Origin of the sequence: Allosphingosinicella vermicomposti, assembly GCF_003012815.1 — a bacterium.
Taxonomy (GTDB): Bacteria; Pseudomonadota; Alphaproteobacteria; order Sphingomonadales; family Sphingomonadaceae; genus Allosphingosinicella; species Allosphingosinicella vermicomposti.
Map to the genome: position 1 here is coordinate 149,683 of NZ_PXYJ01000004.1, position 13,602 is coordinate 163,284.

The 13,602-nt window shown below is 63.7% G+C and carries 12 protein-coding genes; all 12 read right to left on the reverse strand.

The window, feature by feature from the left end; translation table 11 throughout:
• Window positions 1-87 precede the first annotated feature (87 nt).
• The 12 genes from rpsO to hutI all read right to left on the reverse strand — a co-directional run bounded on the left by rpsO (window position 88) and on the right by hutI (window position 13,570).
• A complete protein-coding gene (gene rpsO / locus C7I56_RS11865; RefSeq protein WP_106640910.1) occupies window positions 88-357 on the reverse strand; it encodes a 30S ribosomal protein S15 in 270 nt (89 codons plus the stop codon).
• Window positions 358-375: 18 nt separating this feature from the next.
• A complete protein-coding gene (gene truB, locus C7I56_RS11870; protein WP_106640835.1) occupies window positions 376-1,341 on the reverse strand; it encodes a tRNA pseudouridine(55) synthase TruB in 966 nt (321 codons plus the stop codon).
• A 3-nt stretch (window positions 1,342-1,344) separates the two neighbouring features.
• Window positions 1,345-1,962, reverse strand: coding sequence for a thymidine kinase (locus C7I56_RS11875; protein ID WP_106640836.1), 618 nt, complete (start codon window positions 1,960-1,962; stop codon window positions 1,345-1,347).
• A gap of 203 nt (window positions 1,963-2,165) precedes the next feature.
• Window positions 2,166-2,573, reverse strand: a complete 408-nt coding sequence (gene rbfA, locus C7I56_RS11880) for a 30S ribosome-binding factor RbfA (protein WP_106640837.1) — start codon at window positions 2,571-2,573, stop codon at window positions 2,166-2,168.
• Between the two features lie 102 nt (window positions 2,574-2,675).
• On the reverse strand, window positions 2,676-5,213 hold the full coding sequence (gene infB, locus C7I56_RS11885) for a translation initiation factor IF-2 (RefSeq protein ID WP_106640838.1): 2,538 nt from the start codon (window positions 5,211-5,213) through the stop codon (window positions 2,676-2,678).
• A gap of 1 nt (window position 5,214) precedes the next feature.
• Window positions 5,215-5,937: a DUF448 domain-containing protein gene (locus C7I56_RS11890; RefSeq protein WP_425352399.1), complete on the reverse strand. Its 723-nt coding sequence runs from the start codon at window positions 5,935-5,937 to the stop codon at window positions 5,215-5,217.
• Window positions 5,918-7,516, reverse strand: coding sequence for a transcription termination factor NusA (gene nusA, locus C7I56_RS11895; RefSeq protein WP_106640840.1), 1,599 nt, complete (start codon window positions 7,514-7,516; stop codon window positions 5,918-5,920). Before nusA ends, C7I56_RS11890 begins: the two co-directional genes overlap by 20 nt.
• Before the next feature lie 4 nt (window positions 7,517-7,520).
• Entirely contained in the window at window positions 7,521-8,066 is a 546-nt protein-coding gene (gene rimP, locus C7I56_RS11900; RefSeq protein ID WP_106640841.1) for a ribosome maturation protein RimP, read from the reverse strand.
• Window positions 8,067-8,306: 240 nt separating this feature from the next.
• Window positions 8,307-9,089, reverse strand: a complete 783-nt coding sequence (locus C7I56_RS11905) for a nucleotidyltransferase family protein (protein WP_245409706.1) — start codon at window positions 9,087-9,089, stop codon at window positions 8,307-8,309.
• Window positions 9,083-10,588 carry a histidine ammonia-lyase gene (gene hutH, locus C7I56_RS11910; protein ID WP_106640842.1) on the reverse strand — a complete coding sequence of 502 codons (1,506 nt, stop codon included), beginning with the start codon at window positions 10,586-10,588 and terminating at the stop codon, window positions 9,083-9,085. Before hutH ends, C7I56_RS11905 begins: the two co-directional genes overlap by 7 nt.
• The gene (hutU, locus tag C7I56_RS11915) at window positions 10,585-12,252 is read right to left on the reverse strand and encodes a urocanate hydratase (protein WP_106640843.1); all 1,668 of its coding nucleotides are present in this window, start codon (window positions 12,250-12,252) and stop codon (window positions 10,585-10,587) included. Before hutU ends, hutH begins: the two co-directional genes overlap by 4 nt.
• Window positions 12,253-12,358: 106 nt before the next feature.
• Window positions 12,359-13,570 carry an imidazolonepropionase gene (hutI, locus tag C7I56_RS11920; RefSeq protein WP_106640844.1) on the reverse strand — a complete coding sequence of 404 codons (1,212 nt, stop codon included), beginning with the start codon at window positions 13,568-13,570 and terminating at the stop codon, window positions 12,359-12,361.
• Window positions 13,571-13,602 lie beyond the last annotated feature (32 nt).

The following is a 13,602-nucleotide window of genomic DNA, read 5'->3' on the forward strand; positions in this document are numbered from 1 at the left end:
TGAAAGATGGACCCTGAAGCAAGTTCAGGGTGACGGTTGGGCATAGTGCCCAGAATAACAGAAGGGCGCCCGGTGGGCGCCCTTTCGTCACTTGCGAAGGCCGAGCTTCGCGATGAGATCCTGGTAACGCTGCTCATCCTTCTTGCGGAGATAATCCAGAAGCGAGCGGCGCTTGTTGACGAGCATCAGCAGACCGCGGCGGGAATGGTTGTCCTTCGCGTGGGTCTTGAAGTGCTCAGTCAGGTTCGAAATGCGTTCGGTAAGGATCGCCACCTGCACTTCCGGCGAACCGGTGTCCTGGCCAGCGCGGGCGTTGTCCTTGATGATTTCCTGCTTACGTTCGGCGGTAACCGACATCGTCATTCCTTTCAAAAACTAGAGATTGAAGCCGCGCACCACGCGAAGTTCCTCTTCGCAAAGCTCCACCAGAGCGACCGGAACATGGTTCTCGATTGCCAGATGAAGCCCCGGTTTCGCGGCAAACCCGATCAGCTTCCGCCCCTGACGGAGCGCCCCTGCCTGATCGGGCGTGACGGGTAGAGCCGGGATGTCGTCCAGCCCCGCCGCCAATGGCAGGAGAATGTGTTCAAGCTCGCGCGCCTTAGCGGCTTCGCCCAATTTGTCCAGCGAAATCGCGCTTTCCAGGGTGAAGGGCCCGGCTTTGGTCCGCCGCAACATGGTGACGTGACCCACCGTATCGAGGGCGTAAGCAATGTCGCGGGCGAGCGAGCGGATATAGGTGCCCTTGGAGACGCGGGCGGTGAGGGTGATTTCATCAACCCGCAATTCCCCCTCCCCCGCTAGGGCTGAGCCTGTCGAAGCCCGTTCCAGCTGGTTCCGTCCTTCGACAGGCTCAGGACTAGCGGTGGGTGGGAGGATAGAAAGCGAATGAATCGTGACCTGCCGCGCCGCCAGCGTCACCTCTTCCCCAGCCCGCGCGAGATCGTAGGCGCGTTTTCCCCCGACCTTCAGCGCGGAATAAATGGGCGGCACCTGCTCGATCGGGCCGGTGAAGCGCGACAGCACCGCCTCCACGTCCGCCAGCGCCGGACGCACATCGGACGTCGCCACCACCTCTCCTTCGGCATCGAGCGTGCTCGTTTCCTCGCCAAAGCGGATGGTGAAATCATAGACCTTGTCGGCGTCCAGCATTCGCCCGGAAAGCTTGGTCGCCTCGCCGAGTGCCACGGGAAGAACGCCGCTCGCCAGCGGATCCAATGTGCCGCCATGGCCGACCTTCATCTTGGTATAGCCGCCCGCCCGCAATGCGCGCTTCACGGCGGAGACGATGTCCGTGGAGCCCGGCCCCAGGGGCTTGTCGATGATCAGCCAGCCATGCACGGTTCAGGCCCCCACAATGGCGAGCGAGAGTTGCTGCGCTTCGGCCGCCTTCAGCCGTTCCATAAAATGGCGACGGCAAAGGGCAATATAGCGGTCGTTGCCGCCAATTTCGGTCTGCGCGCCGGCGCGGACGGCATGGCCTTGGGCGTCGACCCGAAGGTTCATCGTCGCCTTGCGGCCGCATTCGCAGACGGCCTTCAGTTCGATGAGGGAGTCGGCCAGCGCCAGCAAGTGCGCGCTGCCGGGGAAGAGATTGGCCTGGAAGTCCGTCCGTAATCCGTAGGCGAGGACGGGAATGCCGAGTTCGTCGCAGATGCTCGCGAGCGCGAACACCTGGGCGCGGGTCAGGAATTGCGCTTCATCGATCAGGATACAATGGAGCGGCCGCTTTTTGAGCTCCGCCTCCACTTCCGCGCGGATATCCGTTTCCGGCCCGAACATTTGCGCGGGGGCGGCGAGCGCGATGCGGGAGGCGATGGTGCCAACGCCCGCGCGGTCGTCGATCGCGGCGGTGTAGAGCATCGTTTCCATGCCCCGCTCGCGATAATTGTAATCGGCCTGGAGCAGGGTGGTCGATTTCCCCGCATTCATCGAGGCGTAGTAGAAATAGAGCTTGGCCATGGCGGGCGCGTGTAGCGGAACTTCCTGACCGCGTCATTCCCGCCTGAACGGAATTGTGAGCCGTAGAACCGTTCGCCCTGAGTAGCCGGTGATCCTGAGCTTGTCGAAGGATCGAACCGGCGTATCGAAGGGTTCCGTGCAACAGTGCTTCGATCCGGGCCTTCGGCTTCGCTCAGTCCCTACTCAGCACGAACGGATAGATGCTATTCTTCATCCCCGTCCTCGCCGGTCAGATCCCGCGCAACGGTGGGGGAACGGAGGAGGGAGTCGATATGGCTGCCCTCGTCGAAGCTCTCGTCGGCGAGGAATTTGAGGCGGGCGGCATATTTCATGTTCACCCGTTTGGCGACTTCGGACTGGAGATAGGCAGTGTTGGTGCGAAGGGCCTTCAGCACCTTATCCTCATCCTTGCCGAGCAGCGGCTTCACGAAGACCGTCGCGTGGCGAAGGTCCGGCGACATGCGCACTTCGGTGACGGACACGTGAGTCGAGGCCAGCACATCGTCATGCACGTCGCCGCGCATCAATATGTCGGACAAGGCATGGCGCACCTGCTCGCCGACGCGGAGCAGGCGGACCGAGCGGCCTTCACTGGTTTCGTTATGACGCATATCTCAACCCCAACACGTCATTCCGGCGAAAGCCGGAATCTCGGGACGGAAGGGTGCCCTTCCACGACGAGACCCCGGCTTTCGCCGGGGTGACGCCTGTTCTTACAAAACCCGTGCCCGTTCCTCGACTTCGAAGACTTCGAGCGTGTCGCCCGCCTTGATGTCGTTGGTGTCGGCAAGGACCACGCCGCATTCGAGACCGGCCGTGACCTGGGCCACGTCGTCCTTGAAGCGGCGGAGCGAAGCGATGGTCGTCTTCGACACGATGACGTCGTCGCGGGTGAGGCGCGCATTGAGCCCCTTACGGATGATGCCTTCGAGGACGAGGAGACCGGCCGCCTTGTCCTTCTTGCCCGCCGGGAAGACCTCGCGGACTTCGGCGCGGCCGACAACCGTTTCGATGATCTCCGGACCAAGCTCGCCCGCCATCGCTTCCTTCACCCAGTCGGTGAGGTGATAGATGACGTCATAATAGCGGAACTCGACCTTGTTGCGCTCGCCAATCTCGCGCGCCTTGGCGTTCGGGCGGACGTTGAAGCCGATGATCGGCGCACCGCTCGCGCTCGCCAAAGTGACGTCGCTTTCGGTGATGCCGCCGACGCCCGAATGCAGGATGCGGACCTTGATCTCGTCGGTGGAGATCTTGTTCAATGCATTGACGATGGCTTCGACCGAACCCTGGACGTCGGCCTTGACGACCATCGGGAATTCCTTGGTGGTCGAAGCCTTGCTCGCAAACATATTCTCGAGGCTGACCGGCGCCGTCGTCGTGCGCTTTCTGTCCATCACGCTCTGGCGATAGGTCGCGACCTCACGGGCGCGCGCTTCGTTTTCGACGACGGTCAGCGTATCGCCCGCCGACGGAACGCCGCCAAGGCCGAGTACTTCGACCGGAACCGAAGGTCCGGCTTCCTTCACCTGGCGCCCCTTGTCGTCGATCATCGCGCGGACCTTGCCGCTGACGGCGCCGACGACGATCACGTCGCCGACCCTCAGCGTGCCGCGCTGGACGAGCACAGTCGCGAGCGGGCCACGGCCCTTGTCGAGCTTGGCTTCAACCACGGCGCCTTCGGCTGCGCGGTTCGGATTGGCCTTCAATTCCAGAATTTCAGCCTGGAGCGCGATTGCATCGAGAAGGCCCTCGATATTGGTCTTCTTGAGCGCCGAGACTTCCACGTCCTGAACGTCGCCGCCCAGTTCCTCGACCACGATTTCATGCTGCAGCAATTCCTCGCGGACGCGCTGCGCACGGGCGCCTTCCTTGTCGATCTTGTTGATCGCGACGATCATCGGGACGCCCGCCGCCTTGGTGTGGTTGATGGCTTCCACCGTCTGCGGCTTCAAACCATCGTCGGCGGCGACGACCAGAACGACAACGTCCGTCACATCGGCGCCGCGAGCGCGCATTTCCGTGAAGGCCTCGTGGCCCGGCGTGTCGAGGAAGGTGATCTTCGACTTGTCCTTCAGCGCCACCTGATAAGCGCCGATATGCTGGGTGATGCCACCAGCTTCGCCCGACTGCACGTTCGCGCCACGAATGGCGTCGAGCAGCGACGTCTTGCCGTGATCGACATGGCCCATGATCGTGACGACCGGGGGGCGCGACTCAAGCGTTTCGGGTGCATCGACATCCTGCTCAGTCTGGATGTCCACGTCGCTTTCGCTGACGCGCTTCAGATTATGGCCGAATTCCGTGACCAGCAATTCCGCTGTGTCCTGGTCAATCGTCTGGTTGACGGTCACGACCATGCCCATGCGGAAGAGCGCCTTCACAAGGTCCGCGCCCTTTTCGGCCATACGGTTGGCGAGTTCGCCGACGGTGATCGCATCCGGGACCACGACGTCGCGGATCTGCTTGGCCTGCGGCCCTGCTTGCTGATGATGGCGCCGTTCCTTTTCGCGGGCGCGCTTTAGCGCTGCAAGCGAGCGGGCACGCGCGGCGCCTTCGCCTTCATTGAGGGCGCGGCTGACGGTGAGCTTGCCCGATTGGCGGCGATCGTCGCCGCCACGCGTGCTGCGCGCGGGACGCGCAGGCGGTTCGGGACGCTTGACCGGCGTGAAACGCTGGGGTTTCGGATGCGCAGGGCGCCGCTCCTCTTCCTCAGTTTGCGCAGCGGCCGGGGCGGCAGCAGGCGCTTCGGCAGCGGGGCGCGCGGCGTCTTCAGCCTCGCGCTTTTTCGCTTCTTCGGCTTCCTGCTCGGCCTTGCGGCGAGCTTCTTCCTCGGCCTTGCGGTTTTCCTCGGCGCGGCGCTTTTCTTCCTCACTCTGCTGCGCGGCCTGACGGTCCTCGCGGCGGCGCGCTTCCTCGAGCGCCTGCATGCGCGCTTCCTCGGCCTCGCGGAGCAGACGCTCCTGCAATTCCTTACGGCTCGCGGCGTCGTTCACCGGGCGCGAAGGCTTTGGCGCGGGCGGCGGAGGCGGCGGTGCCTTGGCGACCGGCGTTTCAGGTGCGGCTTCCTCGATCTTGGGAGCCTCGGCCTCACCGGGCTTGCCCAGGATGCGGCGCTTCTTCACCTCGACCACGACGGTGTTGGACCGGCCATGGCTGAAGCTCTGCTTCACCTGCCCCGTCTCCACCGTGCGCTTCAGGCCCAGAGGTGCGCGGGTTCCCAGCTTCGGCTTGTCGTTCGTATCGCTCATACTATCCTTCGTTCACATCCACAGCCGACGCTTCCGGCACACTGGCCGACCCGGCGCTTAGCCCATCATTCGTTCCGATAAAAGCGCGCCAGCGATTATAAGCGTGGCGCACACGCGCAGCGGCAGCGGCGTCGATCAGGGCGACATGTACCACATTCTGGCGGCCTAAAGCCATTGACAATATGGGACGCGGCTCTGGAAAAACCAGCCCTGCGGCCTCTCCATCGCCCATGCGCCAAGCCTGGTCGAGCTTTCGCTTACCATCCTCGCCCGCATCGAACGCATGGAGGAGGAGACGCACCTCGCCCCGCCGCGCCGCGACTTCGATCTTCTCGCTACCGCTGAGGAGATTGCCCGCGCGCGCCTCGAGGCCGAGCCGGTCAAGCACCGCTTTCTTCAAAGCCTCCTCGATCCGCTGGGCAAGGTCGTCGGGAATGGCGAGACTATTGGTTTTGAAGGATCGCATCAACGCGCCCTTCAATTTACCCTTAGCCTGTGCCGCTTCCAGTGTCGCGCGATCGACGCCGATCCAGGCGCCACGGCCGGGGGCACGCGCGCGGACATCCGGCGCGACCTGACCGTCGGGGCCAAGCGCGAGGCGGATGAGGTCACCCCGTCCGGCATGCTCACCGGACAGGATGCACTTGCGTTCGGGCTCATTCCCCTCGCGTTTGCGGGAGGGGGCTTTATCGCCGCTTAGCGTCTCATTGGGGAGTTCCCGCAACAGCGTCCTCCCCTTCATCCTCGAACCAATGCGCGCGGGCGGCCATGATGATTTCATTGCCTTGCTCGTCGCTGAGGCCATATTCGGCAAGAATGCCGCCCTTGTCCTCGGTCCGGTTGCTTTCCTTCTGGCGGCGCTGTTCGGGCCGCTTCTTCTGCACCAATTCGTCGGTGGCGAGATCGGCGAGATCGTCGAGCGTCTTGATGCCTGCCTTGCCCAGGGTCACCAGCATCGCTTCAGTGAGATAGGGCATGTCGGCAAGCGCGTCTTCGACGCCAAGGCCGCGACGCTCTTCGCGAGCCGCTTCCTCGCGGCGCTCGAGCGCTTCCTTGGCGCGGTTCTGAAGCTCGGCAGCGAGATCTTCGTCGAAGCCTTCGATCGAGGCGAGCTCGTCCACCTCGACATAGGCCACTTCTTCCAGCGCGCCGAAGCCTTCGGCGACGAGGAGTTGAGCCAAGGTCTCGTCCACATCGAGCTCGTTCTGGAACATTTCCGAACGCTCGACGAATTCCTTCTGACGCTTCTCGCTCGCATCGGCCTCGGTCATGATGTCGATCTGCGAGCTGGTGAGCTGCGAGGCGAGGCGCACGTTCTGGCCGCGGCGGCCGATAGCGAGGGACAATTGATCGTCCGGCACCACCACTTCGATACGGCCCTCTTCCTCGTCGATGACGACGCGGGCCACAGTCGCGGGCTGCAGCGCGTTGACGATGAAGGTCGCCGTGTCTTCGCTCCACGGAATGATGTCGATCTTTTCGCCCTGCATTTCCTGGACGACCGCCTGAACGCGACTCCCCTTCATGCCGACGCAAGCGCCGACCGGGTCGATCGAGCTATCATGCGAAATAACGCCGATCTTTGCGCGCGAGCCCGGATCGCGGGCGGCGGCCTTGATCTCGATGATGCCGTCGTAAATTTCCGGCACTTCCTGCGCGAAAAGCTTCTTCATGAAGTCCGGATGCGCGCGGCTGAGGAAGATCTGCGGCCCGCGATTTTCGCGGCGGACGTTGAGGATGAGGCTGCGAACGCGGTCGCCGACGCGGACGACTTCGCGCGGGATTTGCGCGTCGCGGCGAATGACGCCTTCGGCGCGACCGAGGTCGACGACGACGTGACCGAATTCGACGCGCTTTACGACACCGGTGATGATTTCGCCGACGCGATCCTTGAATTCCTCGAACTGACGTTCGCGCTCGGCGTCGCGGACCTTCTGGAAGATGACCTGCTTGGCGGCTTGCGCCGCGATGCGGCCGAATTCGATCGGGGGCAGCGGATCGACAATAAAGTCGCCCAGAACCGCGCCCGGCTGCAACTTCTGCGCGTCGACGAGGCTCACCTGCTTGAAATAGTCGTCGACCTGCTCGACCACTTCGACGACGCGCCACAGGCGAAGGTCGCCGGACACCGGATCGAGCTTGGCGCGAATATCGTTTTCGGCGCCATAACGGGCACGGGCGGCGCGCTGGATCGCGTCTTCCATCGCCTCGATGACGATCGCCTTGTCGATCAGCTTCTCGCGCGCGACGCTGTCGGCGATGGCGATGAGCTCGGCCTTGTTGGCGGAAATCGCAGTGGCCATGGGTTTAGTCCTGTCCTTCTACCTGAATGGAATCGGCGCCTTCCGCATCGAGCGGGGCGGTCGCCGCAATGAGTTTGTCGGTCATGACGAGCTTGGCGTTATGAACCGCGGAAAAAGGGATTTGCATCTCGCCGATCTTCGGCACGTCGATGCGGATGGCTTCACCTTCCGTGCCGATCAAATCGCCGGTCAGAACCTTGCGGCCCTCCAGCTTCTCGGCAAGATTGATGCGGGCTTCAAAGCCCTTCCAATCGTCGAAATCGGCGAGGCGGGTGAGCGGACGATCGATACCGGGCGAGCTGACTTCCAGCCGGTATGCGCCCTCGATCGGATCCTTGCCCTCTTCTTCCAGCCGGTCGAGCAGGTCCGACAGGCGGCGCGACAAGGTGGAGCAATCCTCCAAAGTCAGCTGCCGCGTATCGGGGCGCTCGGCCATCACCTGCAGGGTCGGATCCGACGTGCCGCCGATCATCTTCACGCGCACAAGCGCCAACCCCTCGGCCTTCACCTCGGGTTCGATGAGATCGGTCAACGTCGCGATATCGGCCATGCGGCTCCTTTAAATAGCTATAGGCCTTCGTCGCCGGCCCCGCCCTCGGGACCAGCCTCAACACTTTAACGATGTCGAGAAAGGCATGGGCTATATAGGCGAAACCCGCCGATGCGACAAGCGGTTTGAATCCAGCCTCCCTTCCGTTCGCCCTGAGTAGCCGTTGAGCTTGCCGAAACGGCGTATCGAAGGGCTCCATGGGACGATGCTTCGATACGGGTCTTCGACTTCGCTCAGCCCCTACTCGGCACGAACGGAGTGGTTGGAAATGATCTCTTCAACCAATTCCAAATCCGCCTGCTTGTCCACATCGATCGCCGCTTCGGCGAAGGGCAAGCGCACCGCCTTGGCCTCAACGCCCACCTTACGCCCAAGCGCCGCAAGCGCCTTATCGAGCGAAATGGTGCGGGTGAGCGCGCGGATCGCGAGGACCGGGCCGAACGATGTCAGCAGCTTCAGCGCCTTCTTCCGGTCCTGCTCGACTCTCGACCAGAGATCGAGCGCGGCTTGAGCCCTCTCGCTCCTCAGCGCGAAAAGATTGGCGCCGCTATAATCGCCGTCCGAAAAACGCAGCCAGGTCCGCTTGGTCTGCGGATAGGCGGCTTCCACCGTTGCGCGATCGACGAGCGCGGCGGACACATCGCCGCCGCTGCCCGCAAGGAATGTCTCGACCATATCCACGGTGAGCAAGGCATGATCGGCCGTCACCACCAGGACCGGAAACGGCGCATCCTTCCCCGCCACGGCGCGGATCGACTGGGCGATTCCCCGCTGCGAGCGCGCCGTGCGGACGCGCGCATCGGCGGGCACCGTCGCCAGCCGGTCCGGCTCCTGCGCCAGAATGACGATGTCGCCAACCGACGGCGCGGCGAGCAAGGTTTCGATCACCCGCTCGATCATCTGCCTGCCGCCGACCGGGATCAAAGCCTTCAATTGCACGCCGTGGCTGCGCGCGAAGACATTCTCCCCCGGCCTTTGCCCGGCAAGGACGATCGCGGTCCAGCCGCCCTGCGCGCTCACCACAGGGCGATGCTTTCAGGAAGCGCGAATTGCCCGGCGAGGATCGCATCCTGCGCCCACAGCATGTCCGTCGCGAAATAGCGGTCCTTGGCATAGAAAGGCACTGCGGCGCGGACCGTGCCCTTCGCGCCTTCGAGCACGGGCGAAGACGTGTCAGGCGCATGGAAATCCACGCCCTGCACGCTGGCAAGTAACTCAACACCGATCACGCCCGCCGCATTGCGCGCGATGCGCCCAGCTTTCCGCGCGCCCGCCGTCGCCATGGAGACATGATCCTCCTGATTGGCCGAGGTCGGGATCGAATCGACGCTGGACGGGAAAGCGAGGGTCTTGTTCTCCGACACCAAAGCCGCCGCCGTCACCTGCGCGATCATGAAACCCGAATTGACGCCGCTATCCTCGACTAGGAAAGCGGGGAGCCCGCTCATCTTGGGGTCGACGAGCACGGCGGTGCGACGTTCGCTGATCGAGCCGACTTCGCAGAGCGCCATGGCGATCATGTCGGCGGCGAAGGCGACCGGCTGGGCGTGGAAATTGCCGCCGGAAATCGCATCCTCGCCGAAGAGCAAAGGATTGTCGGTGACGGCATTCGCCTCAATCTCAAGCGTGCGCGCGGCATTGCGGAGAAGATCGAGCGACGCGCCCATCACCTGCGGCTGGCAGCGGAAGCTGTAGGGATCCTGCACCTTCGTGCACGCCGCGTGGGACTGGCGGATCTGGCTTCCAGCCAGCAAAGTCTTAAGCGCCGCCGCGACCGTAATTTGTCCCGGCTGTCCGCGCACTTCATGAATGCGCGGATCGAAGGCAGCATCCGTACCCTTAAGGGCATCGATCGACATCGCCCCGGCGATCAATGCGGCCTCCAACACGCGCTGGCCGGTGAACAAAGCGTCGAGCGCGATGGCGGTCGAGGCCTGCGTGCCGTTGATGAGGGCGAGGCCTTCCTTCGGCCCGAGCTGCAGCGGCTCAAGGCCGATCTTCGCCAAAGCATCACGGGATGCATATAGCTGACCCTTCAGCAGGATCTGCCCTTCACCCAGCAAAGCAGCACTCATATGGGCAAGCGGCGCGAGATCGCCTGAGGCGCCCACCGAACCCTGAGCGGGAATAACCGGCAGCGCGTCGGCTTCGAGCAGCGTCAGCAGCCGATCCACCACGATCCGCCTTACGCCCGAATGACCGCGCGCGAGGCCGATCACCTTCAGCGCCAGAATAAGCCGCACGATGCGCGGCTCCAGCGCCTCTCCAAGCCCGCAGCTATGGGAGAGGATAAGATTGGTTTGAAGCTCGGCCAGCCGGTCGTCCGGAATGCGGGTTTGGGCAAGGAGACCAAAGCCGGTATTCACGCCATAGACGGTGCGGCCCGATGCGACGATCTTCGCGATATTGTCGGCCGCCGCATCGATCGCGGCATAAGCGTCTTGGTCCAGGGCGAGAGGGGCGCTGTCCCAGATGGCGCGCAGCTCGGACAATGTCACCGAGCCGGGGCGAAGCGTGATCATCCGCGTGCTCCGATCATCGGCAAATCGAGGCCCTGCTCTCGCGCGCAATCAATGGCGATGTCATAGCCCGCGTCAGCGTGGCGCATGACGCCGGTGCCGGGGTCGTTCCAGAGGGCGCGCTTCAGGCGGCGGGCAGCATCTTCGGTTCCGTCCGCCACAATCACCATGCCGCTATGCTGCGAATAGCCCATGCCGACGCCGCCGCCATGATGGAGCGACACCCAGGTCGCGCCGGACGCGGTGTTGAGGAGGGCGTTGAGCAAGGGCCAATCGCTGACCGCGTCCGATCCATCCTTCATCGCTTCGGTCTCGCGATTGGGCGAGGCAACCGACCCGGAATCGAGATGATCGCGGCCGATGACGACGGGAGCCTTGAGTTCGCCGCTCGCCACCATTTCGTTGAAGGCGAGGCCCAGCTTGTCGCGCAGGCCAAGCCCCACCCAGCAGATGCGTGCCGGGAGCCCCTGGAAGGCGATCCGCTCGCGCGCCATGTCGAGCCAGCGATGGAGGTGCGGATCATCGGGGATCAACTCCTTCACCTTCTGGTCGGTCTTGTAGATATCCTCGGGATCCCCGGACAGAGCCGCCCAGCGGAACGGGCCGATGCCCCGGCAGAAGAGCGGGCGGACATAAGCGGGCACGAAGCCGGGGAAGTCGAAGGCATTCTCGACACCCTCATCCTTCGCGACCTGGCGGATATTGTTGCCATAGTCGAAGGTCGGAACGCCCATCTTCTGGAAGGCGAGCATCGCCTCGACATGGACGGCCATCGACGACCGCGCCTCGCGCTCGACGGTCTTGGGGTCTTTCTCCCGCATCTCCACCCATTTCTCGACGCTCCAGCGGATGGGCAGATAGCCGTTTACCGGATCGTGGGCCGAGGTCTGATCGGTGACCGCATCCGGGCGAATGCCGCGCTTCACCATGTCGGGCAGGATTTCCGCCGCATTGCCGAGCACGCCGACGGAGATCGGACGGTCGGCTTTGGCGATGATCTCCAGCGCCTCGTCGATCGTGTCCGCGCGATAATCGAGATAACGGGTCTCGAGCCGCTTCTGAATGCGGCTTTCCTGGCATTCGATCGCGATGCAATGCGCGCCCGCCATCACCGCCGCCAAGGGCTGCGCGCCGCCCATGCCGCCAAGGCCCGCGGTCAAAATCCACTTGCCCGAAAGATCGCCCGCATAATGCTGGCGGCCCATTTCGACGAAGGTCTCGTAGGTGCCCTGAACGATCCCTTGCGTGCCGATATAGATCCACGACCCGGCCGTCATCTGGCCGTACATCATCAGGCCCTTGCGATCCAATTCGTTGAAATGATCCCAGGTCGCCCAATGCGGCACCAGGTTCGAATTGGCGAGCAGCACGCGCGGCGCATCCTTGTGCGTCGGGAACACGCCCACGGGCTTGCCCGACTGGACGAGCAGGGTCTGATCCTCCTCCAGCCGCTTCAGCGTCTCGACGATCCGGTCATAGCTTTGCCAATCCCGCGCCGCACGGCCGATGCCGCCATAGACGACGAGCTCTTCCGGCGCCTCCGCGACGCGCGGATCGAGATTGTTCATCAGCATCCGCATCGCCGCTTCCGTGGTCCAATGTTTGGCGCTGATCTCCGAACCGGTCGGCGCCGCGATATGGCGGCTATTGTCGCGTCTGTTCTGCATCTCTCTCATCTCTTTATCCAACCCGTTCGCTTCGAGCGAAGTCGAGAAGCGTGGCGCGGGCGTGTCTCGACTTCGCTCGACACGAACGGGTGAATTTATGCAAGCCTCAGCTGTCTTCCCCAGCCACGATCCGCCGTTCCGGACCGGGCAAGCCTATCCAATAGCAAAGCTCGGCCGGGCGGTTCACGCGCCAGACGCAAAGGTCGGCGGCCTTGCCTGCGCTGACCGTGCCGATGTCATCAGCCAGGCCCAGCGCCTTCGCGGCATGCACCGTCATGCCCGCCAAAGCCTCCTCCGGCGTCAGGCGGAACAAAGTGGTCGCCATGTTGAGCATCAATGTCGGTGACAACACCGGCGACGTGCCCGGATTGCAATCGGTCGCGACCGCCATCGGCACCTTATATTTGCGCAGCAGATCGACGGGCGGCTCCCTGGTTTCGCGCAGGGCGTAGAAAGCGCCGGGCAGCAGCACCGCGACCATTCCCGCCCGAGCCATCGCCGCAATTCCAGCCTCGTCGGCATGTTCGAGATGATCGGCGGACAAGGCGCCATAGTCGGCCGCCATCGCCGCGCCACCAAGATTGGAAAGCTGCTCGGCATGGAGCTTCACCGGCAGGCCGTGCGCCTTGGCGGCATCGAACAAGAGCCGCACTTCATCGATCGTGAAGCCGATCCCTTCGGCAAAGGCATCCACGGCGCTCGCCAGCCCTTCGCGCGCCGCGGCGGGCAGCATCTCTTCCACCGCGATCCGCACGAATTCGGCGCGCCGCTCCCTATATTCCGGCGGCAGGGCATGGAGCGCGAGCAAGGTTGGGCTGACCCGCACCTTCTCGCCCTTCCCCAAAGCGCGCGCGGCGCGGAGCAATTTCATCTCGGTTTCCGTATCGAGGCCGTAGCCGGACTTGATCTCGACGGTGGTGACGCCGCCCTTCATCAGCGCGTGAAGGCGCGGGCGGGCCGCCTCGACAAGCTCGTCCTCGCTCGCCCCGCGCGTCGCGGCGACGGTGGACACGATGCCCCCCCCTGCCTTGGCGATCTCTTCATAGGTCGCGCCATTCAAGCGCATTTCATATTCGTGCGCGCGGTTGGCGCCGAAAACGAGGTGGGTGTGGCAATCGATCAGCCCAGGCGTGACCCATGCGCCGCCGAGATTATCGACCTGTTTAGCTTGGAAGCCCGCCATGTCGATCCGCCGCCCGACCCGCGCAATCCTGCCGCCATCAATGGCGATCATCGCATCCTCGAGCGCGCCGAATGCACCGGGCACGGACCGATCCATGGTCGCGATATTGCAATTGACGAGGATGCGGTCCCACATGGCCTCGCTTATTGGCAGACAAAGGGTGTAAG